General features: G+C 71.9%; 9 protein-coding genes. 1 reads left to right on the top strand and 8 read right to left on the bottom strand.

The features are described from left to right. Positions 1 to 3: 3 nt before the first annotated feature. A complete protein-coding gene (locus RCH12_RS11595) occupies positions 4 to 1218 on the bottom strand; it encodes a polyamine ABC transporter substrate-binding protein (protein WP_103431017.1) in 1215 nt (404 codons plus the stop codon). 257 nt (positions 1219 to 1475) lie between these two features. Here RCH12_RS11595 and ald point away from each other — a divergent pair, with 257 nt between their 5' ends. After that, positions 1476 to 2591, top strand: coding sequence for an alanine dehydrogenase (ald, locus tag RCH12_RS11590; RefSeq protein ID WP_327016951.1), 1116 nt, complete (start codon positions 1476 to 1478; stop codon positions 2589 to 2591). An 18-nt stretch (positions 2592 to 2609) separates the two neighbouring features. On the opposite strand, the gene RCH12_RS11585 is transcribed toward ald, so the two are convergent. From RCH12_RS11585 to RCH12_RS11555, 7 genes are all read right to left on the bottom strand, one after another. Continuing rightward, complete coding sequence (locus tag RCH12_RS11585; RefSeq protein ID WP_327016950.1) at positions 2610 to 5570, bottom strand: FtsK/SpoIIIE domain-containing protein; 2961 nt, start codon at positions 5568 to 5570, stop codon at positions 2610 to 2612. A 97-nt stretch (positions 5571 to 5667) separates the two neighbouring features. Then, positions 5668 to 6231 (bottom strand): FHA domain-containing protein, encoded by a 564-nt coding sequence (locus RCH12_RS11580; RefSeq protein ID WP_243399131.1) that lies wholly within the window; start codon positions 6229 to 6231, stop codon positions 5668 to 5670. A 38-nt stretch (positions 6232 to 6269) separates the two neighbouring features. Next, a complete protein-coding gene (locus RCH12_RS11575; RefSeq protein WP_327016949.1) occupies positions 6270 to 8600 on the bottom strand; it encodes a DUF3488 and transglutaminase-like domain-containing protein in 2331 nt (776 codons plus the stop codon). Beyond that, positions 8597 to 9769: a DUF58 domain-containing protein gene (locus tag RCH12_RS11570; RefSeq protein WP_327016948.1), complete on the bottom strand. Its 1173-nt coding sequence runs from the start codon at positions 9767 to 9769 to the stop codon at positions 8597 to 8599. The genes RCH12_RS11575 and RCH12_RS11570 overlap by 4 nt, the downstream gene beginning before the upstream one ends. Continuing rightward, positions 9759 to 10739, bottom strand: a complete 981-nt coding sequence (locus RCH12_RS11565) for an AAA family ATPase (protein WP_103431047.1) — start codon at positions 10737 to 10739, stop codon at positions 9759 to 9761. Before RCH12_RS11565 ends, RCH12_RS11570 begins: the two co-directional genes overlap by 11 nt. Before the next feature lie 59 nt (positions 10740 to 10798). Then, positions 10799 to 16714, bottom strand: coding sequence for an Ig-like domain-containing protein (locus tag RCH12_RS11560; protein WP_327016947.1), 5916 nt, complete (start codon positions 16712 to 16714; stop codon positions 10799 to 10801). Then, positions 16711 to 18156 carry a serine/threonine-protein kinase gene (locus tag RCH12_RS11555; RefSeq protein WP_327016946.1) on the bottom strand — a complete coding sequence of 482 codons (1446 nt, stop codon included), beginning with the start codon at positions 18154 to 18156 and terminating at the stop codon, positions 16711 to 16713. Before RCH12_RS11555 ends, RCH12_RS11560 begins: the two co-directional genes overlap by 4 nt. Between the last annotated feature and the right edge of the window lie 18 nt (positions 18157 to 18174).

The following is an 18174-nucleotide window of genomic DNA, read 5'->3' as shown; positions in this document are numbered from 1 at the left end:
GGTTCAGGCTCCCAGCAGGATGCTCTGGAACTGTGCGCCGTAGGTTTGTTCCTCGGCGCCGGTGAGGGTGCGGAACACTTTGGCCTTGGCGAGGGTGGTGTCGTCGGGGAAGATCAGCGGGTTCTCGGCGAGCTCGGGGTCGATCTCCATGGCCGCCTCCCTGGCACCGGCGACGGGAGTGATGTAGTTCACGTACGCGGCGACCTCGGCGGCGACGGCGGGGTCGTAGTAGTAGTTGATCAGGGCTTCGGCGTTGGTCTTGTGCGCTGAACCGATCGGCACCACGAAGTTGTCGTTCCAGATGGTGCCGCCCTTCTCCGGCACCACGAAGCCCCACTTGTCGCCGTTCTCGGCATTGAGTTGCACGATGTCGCCCGACCACACGATGGCCGCGAGGCTGTCGCCGTTGACGAGGTCTTCCTTATAGGAGTTGCCCTTGATGTTGCGCACCTGGCCGTCGCTGACCTGCTTCTTGAGCACCTCGATCGCGGCGGTGAACTCGTCGTCGCCCCAGTCACCGGCGATGTCGACGCCCGCATCGAGCATGATCAGGCCCATGGTGTCGCGCATCTCGGAGAGCACGCCGACACGACCCTTGAGCTCGGGAGTGTTCCACAACTCCTCTACGGAGCCGATGCCGCCGGGGAGCTTCTCCTTGTTCCAGCAGATGCCCGCGAAGCCGCCCTGCCACGGCACCGACAGCGCTCGGCCGGGGTCGAAGTCCACGTCCTTGAGGGTGGGCAGCAGGTTGGTCAGGTTGGGGATGTTCGCGTGGTCGAGTTCCTGCAGGTAGCCGAACCTGGCGAGCCGGCCGACCATCCAGTCGGTCAGGCAGACGGTGTCGGCGCCGATGTCCTTGCCGAGGGCGAGTTGGTCTTTGACCTTGCCGTAGTAGGTGTTGTTGTCATCCACGGCTTCGGTGTAGTTCACCGTGATGCCGGTCTCGGCGGTGAAGGCAGCCAGGGTCGGGTAGTCCCCGGCGTCGTCCACGTCGATGTACAGCGCCCAGTTGTCCCAACGCAGCGTCTTCTCACTCTCGGACGCGTCGGCCGCGGCTGTCGGTTGCGCCGCACTGCCGGTCGAACACGCGGCGAGCGCCAGCGCCGCCGCTCCTGCCCCCGCGCCGGTGAGGAGGGCGCGCCGGCCCAGCTGGGCCTGCCTGGCCTGGCGGACGAGCTGCTGGATCATCGGGTCTGCGGGCATCGGCCTGGGCGACATGGGCGGTCTCCTTGCATTCTTCAGCGGCTTCGAAAGGCGTCGGGAACGCCCCGGCCCGCTGCGTGACGAGTGGACCGATAGTGGCACAGTCGACACCGAACGCGCCATAAAATGATCAAAACGTTAACATTCCTGCAATTTTCAACCGATTTCGTCGCTGTCGCCCGGTCGTTGCGTTCGGAATCGACGATCCAGCCACAGTAGGCTGCTCCCAGGCTGGCCCCCACCAGACTGTCCCCACCAGGCTCAGGAGCGTCATGCGAGTTGCAGTCCCCCGCGAGATCAAAAACAACGAGTTCAGGGTCGCGATCACCCCGGCCGGCGTGCACGACCTGGTGCTCCACGGGCACGAGGTGCTCGTGGAGACCGGTGCGGGCGTCGGCTCATCGATCACAGACGCGCAGTACCGCTCCGCCGGAGCCACGATCATGCCTGACGCCGCATCCACCTGGGCCGGGGCCGAGTTGCTGCTCAAGGTGAAGGAGCCCGTGCCCAGCGAGTACGGCTACTTCAGACCCGACCTCGTGCTCTTCACCTACCTGCACCTGGCCGCGGAGGCCGGCCTCACACAGGCGCTCCTGACCGCCGGGGTCACCGGCATCGCCTACGAGACCGTGCAGCTGCCCAGCCGTGCACTGCCCCTGTTGGCGCCCATGAGCGAGGTCGCCGGCCGGCTGGCTCCGATTGTCGGCGCGAACGCCATGCTCAAGCCCAACGGCGGGCCCGGCCTGCTCGTGCCGGGTGTGCCGGGCACTCACCCGGCCAGGGTCACGATTCTCGGCGGCGGGGTCGCCGGAACCGCCGCCATGCAGGTGGCGATCGGCCTGGGTGCCGAGGTCACGGTTTTGGACACCAACCTCTTCCGTCTCCGCGAACTGGATGCCCTGTACTACGGGCGGGTGAAGACCATCGCGTCGAACGCGTTCGAGATCGACACGGCGCTCGTGCAGTCCGACCTGGTGATCGGGTCCGTGCTGATCCCGGGCGCCAAGGCGCCCAAACTGGTCAGCAACGAGCTGGTGTCGCGGATGAAGCCGGGCAGCGTTCTTGTGGACATCGCCGTCGACCAGGGCGGCTGCTTCGCCGACACCCACGCCACCACACACACCGAGCCCACCTTCACCGTGCACGGGTCGCTGTTCTACTGCGTGGCCAACATGCCGGGGGCGGTGCCGAGCACGTCAACCTACGCCCTTACCAATGCCACCCTGCCCTACGTGCGGGCGATCGCGAACCTGGGCTGGCTCGAGGCTCTTCGCGTCGACGCGGCGCTGGCCCTGGGATTGAACACCCACGCCGGTGTTCTGACGAACGCGCCGGTCGCCGCGGCACACGCGCTGCCGTTCCGGCCCCTCGCCGAGGTGCTCGCCTAGGGAGCTGCCGGCCCCTGCCTACGGCACCGTGACCCTGTGCACGGTGCCGTCAGGGTGCAGCAGCCAGCCCCGCGAACCGGCCGGAGCCAGCGGGGGCGGAAGGTCTCGCCGGCGGGTCAGCAGGCGGAAGTCGGCCAAGCTGGCGCCGTCGAAGACCAGCGGAGCCACTCCGCGCAGCCCGGTCAGCAGCGACCAGTGCGCCTGCCAGGTGTCTGCGTCACCCACCAGAACGGTGCCGGCGGCGACGTCGGAGACCACCAGGCGATCGTCCCGGGCACCGACCGACGGGTGCCCACCGAGCAGCACGATGTGCGGGAAGGCAGGCGAAGCGGCAGCCCGGATGGCTGCGGCGGTTCGTGCGGCGGACCCGGCGACTACGAGCAGCACCCGGGTAGACGCGCTGGTGTCGTCCAGCGCGGACGGGACGACGGCGGGCTCGTAACCGTGCCCGGCGGGCTCGGCCTGCATCAGCTGGATGCGCGCACCCCGCCAGCGCCCGCCCCCTGGCGGCACGGTCTCGTCGTAGTTCGCTGCCGGTTCTCCCACGGCCTGGTGCTCGTACACGCTGGGCAGTCGCAGCACCAGGCGGCTCTGGCACAGGGCGGGCAGGGCCTGAAGCGCCCCGGTGAGCCGTTGCCCGGTGACCACCAGGTGCAGCCCGCCCTGGCCGCCGTCACGCAGGAGTCCGGTGAGCAGGTCGACGGCCGCGGCACGGTGTTCCTCACCCCAGCGGGCGAGCACGGCGTCGATGTCGTCGAAGAGCAGCAGCCGGCTTTCCGGCCCGACGTCGTGTCGCCGGCCACCCGCCGGTGCCGGGCCGGCCTGGCCGTCCAGTACGGCTCGCGCCCGCACCAGGGCGTCCCAGGTGGCCTCGACATCGGCCGGGATGAGGTCGACCCGATGCGGGGCCTGGGCGGCGATCGCGGCCAGCAGTGTCGACTTGCCCGTTCCCGCACCGCCCACCACCAGCAGGTGACCGTCGGCCGGTGGGTCGTACCCGGCCACTGTGTAGCGCTGCAGCTCCGGCTCATCGGTCAGTCCCAGCACGAACGGCGGCGGCGGGCCCTCGGCGGCGATCGCGGCGACCTGGGCCGACGTGACCAGCCGAGGGAGCGGGTCCAGCCAGGGCCGCCGCGGCGGGTCTGCGGATGCCGGTACCCCGTTCAGGACCGCCTGGATATCGGTGTGGGTCGTTGTGGCCACCTGGCAGGTTTGCGCGGCCGCCGACCCGCGGCGCACCACGCACCGGCCCGGCCGGCCGGTGTCGATCCGGGCGGCGGCATCCGACCCGATCACGGCCAGGCTGTCGGCGGCGTTGTTCACCCGTAGCGAGAGCCGCAGACTGCAATTGGCCAGTAGGGCGTCACGCACCACGCCGGCGGGTCGCTGCGTGCACAGCACCAGGTGCACGCCCAGTGACCGGCCCCGAGCGGCGATGTCCACGAACTGGGCGTGCAGCGTGGGAAAGGCATCCAGCATGGTGGCGAATTCGTCGATCACGATGATCAGGCGCGGCAGACGCCCGGCGCTCTGCGGGTCGGTGATGTCACGGCCGCCGGCATCACGGAGCACCCGTTCTCGGTGCCGCAGCTCAGCGGCGAGGCTGGCCAGGGCCCTGAGTGCCTCGCGGTCGTCGAGGTCGGTGATCAGCCCCACGCAGTGCGGCAGCTCCCGTACGGAGTCGAATGCCGCCCCACCCTTGAAGTCGACGAGCAGGAAGGTGACCTGGCTCGGCGGATACCGGGCGGCCAGCGCTGCCACCCAGGTCACCAGGAGTTCGCTCTTGCCGCTGCCCGTCGTGCCGCCCACGAGGGCGTGCGGCCCATCGGCCACGAGGTCCACGCTCAGAGGTCCGCGTTCCCCCACCCCGATGACGCAGGCGAGGCCGGCCGGCGAATCGAGGGGGTGGTCGGCTCCCCCATCGGGATCAGTCGCCCACTGGGAACAGAGCGGTGCGAAGGCGACGGTCTCCGGCAGCGCGTCCCTCGCATCGGCCAGGCCGGCCGCCTCGGCCGCACGGCGCAGCATCGCACCGAATCCGGCGGTCTGCTGTTCAGCCACCAGGTGCGGCACGAAGTGCAGGGCGGCCGGACTCCCGCCCAACCGCACGACTTCTGCATCGCTCGCCCCGTCCACCCGCACGATGGTCGCGCACCCTGGCGGGAGAGCGGCGCCGTTTTCGGCGAGCGCGATTCGGAAATCGCTGTCGGAACCCCCGAACGGGCTGGACAGACCGGGCCTGGCCTGGCCGACCGGCGTGCCCCCGGTGATCGTGAGCCACCGCGCCGGGGACACCGCCGACCGGTGCGGGAGGCCGGCGGCCCAGGCCCAGTCGTCGCCGACCGGAATCCGGATACCCAGGGCACGGGGGCTGAGCTGGCCGACCAGTTGCACCACCAGGCTGCGGGCCAGCGATCTGACCACCAGGCCGGGTCCGACCAGCCCGATGCCGCCGGCCGGGTCCACCATGATGGGGGCGCCGGTCAGGACCGTCGCCCTGGCCCGCACCTCGCGCTGCTCGGTGCTGTCACCGCCCTCCAGGCGCAGGCCGCTGGGGACCGGTCCGGCCCCGAGCACCAGAGCGGCCGTCGCCGGATCGGCCCAGCGGGTCGGGTCGTGGGCGTCGCTGAGCATCCGGTGCGCCGCGGGTGCGGCACGCCAGGCCTCGCGCCGCAGCCGGGAGAGGCTCTGGTCGACGGTGTCCTCCGCCTCGGCCATTCGGGCCGCGTAGCCGGCGGCGTCCCTGCGGCGTTGCCGAGATCCGGTCCGGCGCCCGTCGACGAGTCCCGCGACGGCGATGATGGGGCTGAGGACAGCGAAGACGAGCACCAGCGCCGACCCGGTGATCGCCCAGATCAGTCCGGCGGCGATCAGGGGTGCCGCGCAGGCGATGAGGGGAAAGCCGGGGCGGCCCGGTGGCACGGGCGGGGTCGGCAGCCGGATCGGGTCGATGGTGGGCGGCTCGGGGGCGACGGTCATGTCTCCAGCACACCCGAACGGCCGGCTTGGGCGACCGGTGCGGCGGTGCCGGTGCAGAACGCGGGAACCGACCGGGGTGTGGAGGAGGGGCGGGGTCTTAGAGCACCATGAAGAACTGGTCGCCGATCTCGACCCTGGCACCTCGGCCCACCAGATACCGGCGGCCAGGCTCGCAGCGCAGCGCCGGCGCCGGCGGCCGTCGCACGACGGTGCCGTTGCCGGAGAACCTGTCGTTGACCCAGAACTCGCCGTCGTGCTGGCCGAATTCGAGGTGGCTCTTGGACACCGACATGCCCAGGTCGGTGATTTGGATCAGGTGGTCGAACCGTTCCGACGGCTGGGGCAGCGGGCGGCGGCCGATAAGGCCGCTGCCGCGCACCGAAACGGTTTCGCCGGTGCTGAACTGCAGGGTGTACCGGGCGGGCTCCGGCTTCTCGGCCGGCGCCGCCGCGTGAGCGCCGGCGGGGCGCACGGTCGGGGGCCCGGCATCGGCCGGCTGGTCGTCGGCAGGGCCGGTGCCCGCCGGCCACCATGGCACCGAGATCACCGTGGTGCGGGGTGGGAGCGGCTGGATGATGGTGGTGTCGCTGGGGCGGGGGTCGGCGCGCTTGCGGGTGATGGGGGTCGCCGAGGTCGAGCTGCCGCAGCCGCCGCAGAACATTGCGCCTTGTGGCAGGTGCGCCCCGCAAATTTGGCAGTTCACTGACCCGGTCCCTTCGTGCTCTCGCGAGCTCCCCACAGCCTGCGCCTGCGCCGGCCATCCCGCCCGGCAGTTCTCTTAGCGTAGCGACCGAATGACCGCACCGAGATGACAGCGCGCAGGCGGTCCCGGCGGTTGAGTCCGGCCCGCAGGCCGTTCTGCAGTTCCCGCACCGACACCCAGATGCCGTCAGGGTCGATCTCCGTCGCCCCGTCGGGAGCGAAGACGGCCCGGTCCACCTCCCCGGCCAGCCAGAGCGCACGCACTCCGCCGACGGATCGGGCCAGCTCGGTGCGGGTCGCCAGGGGCGGCACGGGCAGGCCGTGATCGGTCACGCTGTCGGCATAGTCCCGCCAGCCCCCCACGATGCGGTCGATCGGCCGGGGGGCCAGACGGCGCCGTCGGCGACGCCGCCATTTGGCGACAACGATGCCGAGCAACGGTGCGGCGAGAAGGCCGATCCCGAGCAGGGACCAGGCCGCTATGCTCACGATCAGCTTGACCACGGCCCAGAACGGGTCGGCAGCTGCGGGCGGGTCGGTGGTCTGGCTTTCCGGCTGGCTGGGCTCGGGTTGTTCGGCGGTCTCCGGCACCGGCGGGGGCAGCACGGTCTGTGGGCGGGAGATGGGAGCGGGGTCGTCGGGTTGGCGTGCCGGGATCTCCCGGACGGGCGGGTTGGGATCCAACGCCACCCAACCGTCCGCCTGGGTCTGCACCTCGATCCACGCCGAGGCGTCTGCGCCGGTCACCGAGGCGGTAGCGCCCTCCGCGGCGGGCACGAAGCCCACCACCACCCGCGCCGGAAAGCCGATCTGCCGGGCCATCAGAGCCGCCGTGACGGCGTACTGCTCGGCATCGCCGAGCATCGGCTGATCCTGCAGCAGCTCGTCGATGCGGTCAACGCCGTGCCCGGACCGGCTGACGGGTTCCCCGGCGGTGCCGTGGCTGACGTATCCGGTCGTGGCCAGGAAGTCGAGCACGGCCTGCAGGCTCTGGCCCGGCGTGTCGCCCGGCCGCAGGACACCGGCCAGGGTGTCTTCGAGGCCGTCGGGCAGCACCGCGGCGGGCGGGAGGACCGCGGAGCCGGGCCGGGCATCGGCCAGGTCACCGACGAGAGTGGGCACCACGGCGGTGCTGGTGTAGCTGTCGCCCTCCTCCAGGCCGGTGACCACCGCGGCGGTGCCACCGAGGTCGTTGTACACGAACGACTCCTGGCGGGCGGCCGCGGTGGCGCCGGTGAACTCGATCTGTTCCAGCGCTCCGACGCCGGGCACCCAGACGCCGTCGTACTCCCGGATCAACACGGACAGGGAGACCTCGTCGCCGCGCACGGCACTCTGGTCGAGCCGGTAGGGCAGCCTGGTGAAGGTGCCGGAGTCCGGCCCCGCCGCAGCCGCGCTGCCCACCGAGTACACCACCCCGTCGTAGTCGTCGAGAGTCGCCAGCCGGATGCGCCCGCCGGCCGGGAGCCCCTCGACCTCGAAGAGCACGGTGTCGGCGAGGTCCGGTTGCTGGTAGTTGCGGAACGCGGACAGCGGACTCGGGTAGGCGCGGGCGTCGAACGGCGCCACCACCCGGGTGCGCAGCACGTCCCTGGCCGTGGTGGGCGGCAGGGCGACGGCGGCGACGGTGCCGGCCAGGACCGCCACCGTCAGCCCAAGGGCCGCGACGACCACGGACCGGGCCGCGCCCATCCGCCGGTCGGCCGCCGGCAGCCGTGCCGCGGTCGCCGACACGAGCAGGCGTCCCCGGCGGCGTTCCAGGTTCAGCCAGAGCAGCCAGAGCACCAGCACGGCGAACAGTGCGAGGCCCAACAGGGTGGGCGCCGTGGCCTGGCTGGGGCCGAGGGCGATGCCGGCCACGAACAGCAGCACCGGCGCCAGCAGGGCCGGTTCCGCGGCCCGGCTGCGGAGGGCCACCGAGAGCCCGGTGACGGTGCTCAGGAGCACGAGGATCAGCGCGGGCACCAGCAGGGCCTGGTACGACCCGACCGGCAGCACGATGGTCACGAGCTGTTTCCAGGCGAGCGCCGTGGCCTGCACCAGCTCGGCGAGCCCGGCGAGGCTCGGCAGCACCCCGTAGAGGGCCCGGCCGGGCACGGCCAGCGGAACCCCGACGAGGAGATAGCCGCCGATGGTTGTGAGGCCGACCAGCCAGGCCGGCCAGCGGAACACGGTGCCGATGATGGCGATGCCGCAGCCGAGCACCGCGGCGACGGCGACGAGCAGCACGAAGGCGCCGGTCTGGTAGATCGGCCACAGGGCGGCGGCGGCCACACCGGTGGCCGCCAACAGGGCCACGGTGTTGCCGATGACGAAGCGCCCGCTCATGCGGCGGCCCCCCGGGCCAGGCTGTGCTGCAGGTCGTCGAGGAAGCCGATGGTGAGCAGGCTCAGTCCGCCGGCCCGGCGGAGGCCCGGGCGGGCCCCCGGCTCGCAGACGACGGCGACCACTTCGACTCCGAGCGGGAATCCCGCCGCGGAGGCGCGCAGTGCGGCCAACGGTGTCGCAGATCCGCAGAGCAGGAACGCCACCGACAGCCCGTCGACCGCGGCGGCGGCCCGCCTGGACAGTGCGCGGACGCCGTCGGCGTCTGGCGTCAGGTCGACGCCGCTCAGGTCATCGAGCAGCCGGGTGGGGGTGAGCGTGCTGAGTTGGCGCGAGCTGGCCAGCACCGATACCGTGCGGGCATCACGGATCGCCCGGATTCCCAGTGAGCCGGCCGCGCTGACGGCGAGCTCGAATTCCTCGTCGTCGGCGAAGTCGCCCGTTGCCAGGCTCAGGGCCACGAGCAGGTGGCTGCGGCGGGTCTGCTCGTATTGGCGCACCATGAGCCGGCCGGTCTTGGCGGTGCTCTTCCAGTGGATGCTGCGCCGCTCGTCGCCGCTCTGATACTCGCGCAGCGCGTGGAACGCCACGTCGCTGGCGGTGAGGTCGCGGGTGGGCTGACCCTCGAGGTCGCGCACGAAGCCCTGGCTCATGCTGGGGATGGCGATGGTGCGCGGGTGCACGTAGAGGTCGATCCGCTGGGCGAGCACCGTCTCCAGCCGCACCAGCCCCACCGGATCGGCCCGCACTGTGTGCACGGGCCCGATCGGGATGATGCCCCGGCGTTCGGCAGGAACCACGAACACCTCGTTGATGCCGGCTCTGGCGGCCAGGGACGGCATCGGGAATTCGGCCACCCCGGCGCCCACCGGCACCTGCACGGTCACGGCGGCCAGACGCCGGCCGGTCGGGTTGTGCACGTCGACTGCTCCGGGCACCCGCTCCCCCGCGACGACCCTGTCGACGGGCAGGGTCAGCGCGATGTGGTGGCCGCTCTGGCCGAGCAGGTGCGCGAGCGCGCCGACCACGAGGACGGCTGCCGCCCAGCCGATCGCGGTGAGTTCGGCCCAGCCCAGGCCGTAGCCGGCGCCGAGAAGTGCCGCCGCGCATCCGGCGACGCCCCAGCCGAGCGGAGTGACGGCTTGGAGCAGCCGGGTTCGTCTAGAGGACATCCGGCCTCTGGTCCTCCCCGCTGCGCGGCGGCGGCGTTTCGACCAAAATCCGGCCGATCACACTCGAGGCGCTGACCCCGTCGAATTCAGCCTCGGCGTCCAGCAGCAGCCGGTGCGCGAGCACGGGTTCGGCGAGCGCCTTCACATCGTCGGGGGTCACGTAGTGGCGGCCCTGGGAGGCCGCGTAGGTCTTGGCGGTGCGGATGAGCGCGAGGGCGCCCCGCACACTGGCGCCCAGGCGTACCTCCGGGCTGGAACGGGTGGCGTCGACGAGTCGGGCGACGTAGTCGTTGATGGTCGCGTCGACGAACACCGTGCGGGCCAGCGCCGCCACTTCGACGACGGACTCGGCCGAGAGCACCGGTGCCAGGCGACCGTCATGGGCGCGCCGGCCGGCGCCTTCCAGAATGCGCACGGTGGCGGCGTGGTCGGGGTAGCCGATCGAGGTCTTCATCAGGAACCTGTCCAGCTGGGCCTCCGGCAGCCTGTAGGTGCCGGCCTGCTCGATCGGGTTCTGGGTCGCGATCACCATGAACGGGCCCGCCACCCTGTGGGTGACACCGTCAACGGTGACCTGGCCCTCCTCCATCACCTCGAGCAATGCGGCCTGGGTCTTGGGGCTGGCCCGGTTGATCTCGTCGGCCAGCACGATGTTGGCGAACACCGGTCCGCGGTGGAATTCGAAGGTGGCCGTGCGCTGGTCGAAGATGCTCACGCCGGTGATGTCGCCCGGCAGCAGGTCGGGAGTGAACTGCACCCGGTTGCTGGTGCCGCGCACGCTCTGCGCGATGGCGCGGGCCAGGGAGGTCTTCCCGGTGCCGGGAACGTCCTCCAGGAGCAGGTGGCCCTCACTGAACAGGGCGGTGAACGCCAGCCTGATGACGTGCTGCTTGCCCAGCACGACCTCCTCGACGCCGCGCACCAGCCTGTCGAACAGGGTCGCGAACTGACCGGCTTCCTCGATGCTCATCAGGTCGGCGTCGCGGCGGGCGCCCGGCTGGCCTGGGCTCACACGATCGGGGGTCAGGGTCATGGAGTGATCGCTTTCTTCGGGATCGGGCGGGAGTAGTCGAAGGTGTGGCCGTCCACTGTCACGGTGAGCAGGACGGTGCCGGATTCGGGCAGCGGGCCGGGCAGGGTGCAGGTGGTGGCGCTGTCGGCCGGAGTCGACGCCGATCCGGAGACCGCGCACGCGAAGGTCGCCGCGAGGGTGCCGTTCTGCGGAGCGCCGGTCCAGGAGAACCGGCCGGCCGGGCCGTCGTAGGCCAGTCCGGTCATGGTGAAGGTGACGGATGCCTCCGGCGCGGTGGTGGTGCCCGACCACGGCCCACACGAACCCCACACCGTGCAGGCCTGCAGTTGGAAGGCCACGGCAGAGCCGAACGGCAGGCCGAGCAGGTCGCGCGGCCAGGTGCTGCCGCCGAAGCGCTGGACCGAGCCGGAGCCATCCCCGGCCCGGATGTTGTAGTGGTCGACACCGGCTGACGGGGTCACCCCGGTGAGGTGGTAGTCCCAGGCATCACCCTGCTGCTCCATCGCACCCTGCACCAGGCTGATCGCGCCGGGGGCGGGCCGCACCAGGACCGTGTCCACGGCGGTCGCCGCGCAACCGGCCCGGTTGTACCCCCAGACCACGAACGAATAACTGCCGTCGTCGGCGAGCAGGCCGTCGAACACGGCGCTGCGCCCGCCGGCCGGCACGCTCTTCTGGTCGAGCACCACCCCGCCGGCGCGGGGGGCCGTGACGGTGCCGGGCGCGGGGCTCGACACCGAGCAGGCCTGCGCGCCGGTGGGCTGCGCGCCGCCGCTGATCCGCTGCACGAAGTAGCCCGCGACGGCGTCGCCGCGGTCGGCGAAACCGTCCCAGGTCACGGTGACGGCGCCGCTGACATCGGTCGCCGTCGCGGTGATCCCGCCGGCGACCGCCGCGCCGTATGGCGTTCCGGTGGCGGCGGCGGTGTTCCAGCTCGACAGGGCGGGGTAGGCGTCGTTGCGGGCACTGACGGTGTAGCCAACGCTGGTCCCGTTGGCCAGGCCGTCCACGCGCAGGGTGCAGCGGGCGGCCGCACAGCGAGCTCCGGTGGCGCTCACCTCGGGTTGGGCGACCCCGGCGACACTGACCTGGTAGCCGCGGATGGCGGTGCCACCGCCCGTCGCCGCCACGACGTCCCAGCCGAGCAGCAGGGCACCGTCTTCGGGCGCGGCGGTGAGCCCGGTGGGTGCGGCCGGGATCACGTCGGACCAGACCGCGGCGGCGAGGGTGACTGCCGTCGCTGTGCCGACGCCGTTCTGCGCGGCGACGCTGACGCGCACGGCATTGGCCTGCCCGTTACCGGGTGTGGCGAGGGTGCAGGAGGTGGCCGCGCACACTGTGCTGCCGAGGGTGCGGCCGGAGGCGGCGTCGACGGTGGTCACCCGGTAGCCGGTGATGGGCGAGTTGTTGGCGGCGCCCGGGTTGAAGACCACGGTGACGCGTCCGTCGGCGAAGCCCGTGGCCCGCAGCCCGGTGACGGCGTCGGGAACGTCCTGCACCGATACCCGCACGGTGCCCCAGGTGTACCGGTCGGGGTCGTTGGTGGCGTCAGCGACCTGGTACTGCAGGGTGCTGTCGGTGGGCTGCGCGTCGGCGGACACCCGCACGGTGAGCCTGCTGTTGTCGGCGCTGGGTGTGATCGTCACCCCGGCGGGCAGTGCGGCCGCATCCAGCCCGCGTACCGCGAGCACCCGCAGTGGGACCGCGGGGAACGGGTTGGTGGCGCCGTCGTTCGCGAGCACGTCGATGACGGTGCTGCGCCCGCGGGGCGCGATGGCCGCATCCGTCGCCGGCAGCGCGAGTGGTCTGGTGGAGGCCACGACCTTCAGTTCGACGCGCCCGGCCTTTCCGGTGCTGAGGTCGTCGCGCACCCCGATCGTCACCGCGCTGGTGCTGCCCTTCGGGGTACCGTCCAGCGCTGTCACGGTGAGCAGGCTGCCGTTCAGCGTCTGCTCGAAGCCGGTCGGCAGCGGGTCGAGCACCGTGAAGGCGAGTTCGTCGCGGTCCTCAGGGTAGGGGTAGGAGGTGAGCTTGGCCAGGTCGATGACTTTCTTCTGGCCGGGTTCGAAGTCGATTCCCGCCCCGTCGAAGGCGGGCGGCTGGTTCTCCCGCGGTGTCACGGTGATCGGCAGCACTATCGTGGCGGTGCGTCCGGCGGGGTCGGTCGCGCTGGCGCCGTCGGTCACCTCGAAGGAGATGGAGGCGGGCCCGAAGTACTGGTCCGAGCTGGTGAACGCAAGGGTGTGGGCACCCGTTGCGAGTTCGGCGCCGTTGGCGTGCGTGGCACGCACGGTGTTGCGGTCGGTGAGTTGCACGGGCTTGTCGCCGACGGCGACGACGTAGTCGTTGATGTCGATGTTGATGGTGGCCTCGCTGGCCACGACGAGCTTGGCGGCCCCGGCCCGCAGCTGAGGGAGGGCGTCGTCGGTTCCCGGTACCCAGACGAACGCGTAGGCGATGATCTCGGGGTCTTGGGGGTGGCTGACGCTGAACGGGATGATCTGGCTGGTCTTGGCGACGGACACGCGGATCTGGGCGGTGTCGGTGACCGTCGCCGCGCCGTCGTAGCCGGGCAGGACGGCCAGCAACAGGTCCCTGGCCGACCCTTCGGCGAAGAACACCCTGGCGAGCACGTCGACGTCGACGGTGTCCCGGCCCAGCACATCGGAGAGCCTCAACCGGGTGTCGGCGGCCTCGGGGTGGGCCCGGGGGGCGTCCGGGGTCACGACGACGGTGAGGAAGGCTGAGCCGGTGCCGCCGCGCTCGTTCTGGATCTGATAGACGAAGCCGTACCGGCCGCTGACGTTCGGGGCGCGCACCACGACGAGGTCACCGTCGACGACGGCGGTGCCGGCGGCCCCGCTCGCGGCACCGTCCGTCGCCTCGACCGCGGTGATGCTCAGTGCGCCGCCGTCGGGGTCGGAGTCGTTGCCGAGCACCCGCACCGACACCCGGGATCCGGGCCGCACGGTCACCTCATCCGGCACGGCGACGGGGTTGCGGGCCCCGTCCGGGCGCGGGCTGATGCCCACCCGCACGGTGCCTGTGGCGCGGGCGCCGAGGGCGTCGATGACGGCGTAGCTGAAGGTGTCGGTGCCCGCTGAGTAGTCGCCGGCCCGGTAGCTGAGCGAGTCGGCGTCAACGGCGGTGACGGTGCCCTTCTCGGGGTTGGTCTCCTGGCCGAGCAGTTGCACGGAGTCACCGTCGGGGTCGATCCCGGTGCGCGGGATCTGGATGCGCACGGTGTCACCCGCCAGCACCCTGGCGGTGACGGTGGGCGGCAGCGGCGGGTTGTTGGTGGCGGCGTCGGTCTCCCGTACCGAGATGCGCACCTCGGCGTTGGCGAACTGCCCGTCTGGGGCGCTCACTCTGTACACGGCGGTGAAGTTGCCGGTGCTGGCCGGGGCGAGGTAGCGCAGCACCTGGCCGGAGGCGAAGAGCAGCCCGGCTTCGGCGGGCAGCGGGGTCGAGAGCACGGGATCGAGAGTGAGGGGGTCGCCGTCGGGGTGTTCGTCGTTGGCGAGCACCGGGATGTCGATGGTGTCACCGACCCGGACCGACACCGAATCGGCCGCCGCGACGGGCGGCTGCCGGGTGGTCGCCGCGGGGATCTCGATCACCGTGACGGTGCCGGTGGCCGAGGCCAGGCCGTTGCTCACCGTGTAGTCGAAGCTCGTCGTGCCCGACTCGAGCGGGCGGGTCAGGGTGACCCTCAGGAGGTGCTGGTCGAGGACCTCGACGGTCAATCCGCTGCCGGCGGGCACGTTGGAGCTTCCGGTGACCAGCAGCACTCCCCCGGCCGGATCGATGTCGGTTGCGAGCACGTCGATGACGGTGGGCTGTTGCGGGCGCAGGAAGGCGGTGTGCGGCACCGTGATGGGCCGGCCGGGGCTGTCGGGGGCGGGGTCGACGTCGACCCGGATCAACCCGGTCACGGTGGTCGCGCCATCGGTCACCGCGTAGTCGAGGTAGTGCACGCCGACGGTGTCGCTGGTGAACCTGAAGGTCCCGCCGGCGAAGTCCGCCGTGATGCTGACGTCGGGCTTGTCTGGCACGGCGCCCAGGCGGAGCGGACCGTTGCCGCCGCGGGCGTGCTCCAGCGGAGCGACGGTGACCTCGCTGCCCGCCGTGGTGCGAACGGCGAACGCGTCCGCGACGATGGGCACGGTCCCGGCCGCACGTACCGCCACGTCCAGGGTCCCCGCGCCGGTGAGGCTGCCGTCGGACACGGCGAGGCCGACCTGGGCGGCGTCGCCGCCGTCGCCGGCATCCGTGAACAGCACGGCGCCGGCCGGCGTCGAGGTCGCGGTATCCGGGGCCGCGGCGGTGGCCGCGGTGAGGTAGAACGGGTCACCGTCCGGGTCGATCCAGTCGCCGAGCACCTGGGTCTCCACGCTGCCGCCGGCCGCGACGGTGGCCCGGGTCTGGCGGGCCTGTGCGGGGGCGGAGTTTTCGTCCGGGCTGCGTACCGTGACAGTGACGGTGGCGTCGGCGGTGCCGCCGCGTCCGTCACTGACCGTGTAGTCGAAGCTGAGGCTGCCGGACGCCTCCGGGGTGAGGGTGAGCTGCAGCTGCTGATTGCCGGCGACCAGGTCTATGCGGCCCTGATCGGCCGGCGGCGGTTCCACACCGTCGATGACCAGCACGTCGTCGTTAGGGTCGTAGTCGTTCAGGAGCACCGGCAAGGTGGCCGTGCGGCCGGGGCGGGCGCCGAACGCGTCGTCGATCGCGACCGGCGGCACCTGGGTGTCTTCGTAGTCCGGTGGGGTGTCGTCGGTGGCGCTGGTCACCTCCTGCTGGTCGGAGACCGGGTCGATGAGGTCGTCCCAGTTGTCGATGAGTTCGTTGTCCCGCTGCACGTTCCAGGTGGCGCCGTTGCGGGCGTCGTTGAGCAGCAGCCGGGTGCCGTTCTGCCGGTATTCCAGGCGCGCGTCGCCGGCGAGGCCGGCCAGGGTTGCGGTGGTTCCAGCGGGCGAGCCGATGCCGCAGGCCTGCCAGGCGGTGCCGTCCGCCCACGCCGCGTAGGCACATCGACCGTCCTGGGCGGGCGCGGCCGGGCTGCCGGCGACAGACTGGTCGGCCAGGAGTTCGGTGGCAGCCCCACCGTCGAGCGGCACGCTGAGCAGACCGGTGCGGTGCGCGATCAGAACCCTGTCGCCGGCCGTCGCCGGCTCCTGCAGTCGGGGCAGGTCAGTGAGGCTGCCGGTGAGGTCGACGGTGCGTTGGGGTAGGTGCAGGATGCCGGTGGTCGTGTTCAGCAGCGCCCAGCTGCCGTTCACCTGGCTGAGCTGGTAGCCGTCTGAGGGGTCCCCGGCCGACACGGTCGTCGTCTCGGCGACGGCATCCGGGCGGTCGGGGTCGATCCGCACGAGGGTCTGCGTGGCCGGGGTGAACGCGAACAGGACACCGGCGGCATCGAGGCTGAACAGGGTCCCGGTGCCCAGCGCGAGGGCGGGGTCCGCGGTGCTGTCGAAGGTCGCCAGGTCGGCGCTGTTCGCCCGCCAGAGGTCGCCGTCGGCCGAGATCGCGGCGAGGTCGCCAGCCAGACGCACCTCGGGGGCATCCGGCGGCAGCGCCACGCTGTCGGTGACCGTCGCGGTGGCCGGGTCGAGGATGTCCAGGGTGCCGTTGCCGGCGTCGACCACGAGCACTGTGCCGCCGTGCTGCACCACGGAGGTGCGGTCGGATTCGACGGGAACCACGGTGTTCAGTTCGGCAATCTCGGTGTTGACTCTGCCCACCAGCTGCCGGGTTTCGCTGGCCACCCACACGGCGGCGTCACCCAGGTCGACTTTCTGCGCGGTGTAGCCGCCGGAGACCACCGCGACGGTGACCACCAGGGCGGTGACCAGGGTTCCGCCGGTGATCGAGGCGGCGAGGGAACGGTGCGTGGCCAGCCAACGGCGGATCATTGCGCTCCCGTTGCCGGGTCGACGCACTTCTCGGTGCTGGCGGCGCCGGTGCGTCCGTCGCGGTTCACGCTCACTGTGACGCAGACCGGCGTCCGGGCAGCGCTCGGGGCGGTGTCGGTCTGAACCGTGAACTGGGTGCCGCGCTGGATGCTGCTCTCGCCGCTCCGCAGACTGACCACGTAGCTGTCACTGTCGCGCAGGCCAGGGTCGGCCCAGCTGAACACAATGGTGCCATCCCCCGCGCGGCCGGTGACATCGCTGACCCGCGGCAGCGCGGAGTCCCCCGGGCTCGCGGGAGCGCCGGAGAGCACCGGGCCGAGCAGCAGGGCGCCGGCGACGACGCCGAGCCCGACCACCAGCAGGCCGCCGGCGATGACGGCCGCGAGAGTGCGCCGCCGTTGGGCGGGGCGTGGCCGGTCGGCGCGGGGTGCTTCGGCGCGGGTCGACGCAGCAGCGGTGCGGACGGCGCCCGGCTCCCGACGTTGGCGGCGGGCCGGCTGGGCGTCCACGGAGACCAGGCCGGTGATGCGGGTCTGATCGTCGGCGTCCCCAGCGGCCTGGGCTTCCCACTCGGCCGTCGCGAGCTCGAGCGGAGTCTGAGCGAGCCCGAGCTCGGCCTCCACAGCCTGCAGCTCCCGGATCAGCTCGAGCGCACTGGCCTGGCGCCGCTCGGGGCGTTTGGAGAGGGCCCGGGCCAGCACCAGCTCCAGGCGCTCGGGCACGTCGGGCCGGCCGATGGGCGGCAGGGCCGTCTTCTGGATGCGGGCCATCAGCTGGGCGGGCCCGTTGCGATCGCCGGGTAGTTCGAACGGCGACCGGCCGGCCAGCAGCGTGTAGAGCGTCGCGCCGAGTGACCAGACCTCGGCGGCCACCGAGCCCGGGCTCTCGTCGAACAGCACCTCGGGCGCCGACCACGGGATCGAGAGTCCGACCTGGTCGCTCTCCTCCACCTCACCGAGGGTGGCCGCAATGCCGAAGTCGGACAGCACCGGATGCCCGTAAGCGGTGATCAGAATGTTCGACGGCTTGATGTCCCGGTGCAGCACGCCGGCCCGATGGGCGGTCTCCACGGCGCTGGCGATGGTCACCCCGATCCGGAGCAGTTCGGACACCGGCAGGCGGCCCGACCGGTAGCGCTGGTCGAGGGCGTTGGAGCAGTACTCCATCACCAGGTACGGGCGGCCGTCGGCGGACACCCCGGCCTGGAACACCGTGAGCACCGACGGGTGGGCCGACAGTTGAGCCATCAGGTTCGCCTCGGCCTGGAACAGACGCCGGACCGGGTCGCTGACCACCTCGGCGAGGAGCACCTTGACGGCCACCTGGCGCCGCGGCAGGTTCTGTTCGTACAGGAACACATCGGCGAAGCCACCGGCACCCAACGGCCTCAAGTAGGAGAACCCCGGCAGGGCCGGGGGCGTCGACGGCAGTCTTACCGCCATGGCGCCTCCCGTGAATCG

Source organism: Cryobacterium sp. MP_3.1 (assembly GCF_035984795.1).
GTDB lineage: Bacteria > Actinomycetota > Actinomycetes > Actinomycetales > Microbacteriaceae > Cryobacterium > Cryobacterium zongtaii.
This window is presented reverse-complemented; position numbering and strand designations above follow the sequence as displayed.

What these genes read in the sequence shown, in the direction of transcription:
- RCH12_RS11585 (WP_327016950.1), bottom strand. Translation starts at nt 5,570, where the DNA reads ATGACCGTCGCCCCCGAGCCGCCCACCATCGACCCGATCCGGCTGCCG.
- RCH12_RS11555 (WP_327016946.1), bottom strand. Translation starts at nt 18,156, where the DNA reads ATGGCGGTAAGACTGCCGTCGACGCCCCCGGCCCTGCCGGGGTTCTCC.
- RCH12_RS11595 (WP_103431017.1), bottom strand. Translation starts at nt 1,218, where the DNA reads ATGTCGCCCAGGCCGATGCCCGCAGACCCGATGATCCAGCAGCTCGTC.
- RCH12_RS11570 (WP_327016948.1), bottom strand. Translation starts at nt 9,769, where the DNA reads ATGTCCTCTAGACGAACCCGGCTGCTCCAAGCCGTCACTCCGCTCGGC.
- RCH12_RS11580 (WP_243399131.1), bottom strand. Translation starts at nt 6,231, where the DNA reads ATGTTCTGCGGCGGCTGCGGCAGCTCGACCTCGGCGACCCCCATCACC.
- RCH12_RS11575 (WP_327016949.1), bottom strand. Translation starts at nt 8,600, where the DNA reads ATGAGCGGGCGCTTCGTCATCGGCAACACCGTGGCCCTGTTGGCGGCC.
- RCH12_RS11560 (WP_327016947.1), bottom strand. Translation starts at nt 16,714, where the DNA reads ATGATCCGCCGTTGGCTGGCCACGCACCGTTCCCTCGCCGCCTCGATC.
- ald (WP_327016951.1), top strand. Translation starts at nt 1,476, where the DNA reads ATGCGAGTTGCAGTCCCCCGCGAGATCAAAAACAACGAGTTCAGGGTC.
- RCH12_RS11565 (WP_103431047.1), bottom strand. Translation starts at nt 10,739, where the DNA reads ATGAGCATCGAGGAAGCCGGTCAGTTCGCGACCCTGTTCGACAGGCTG.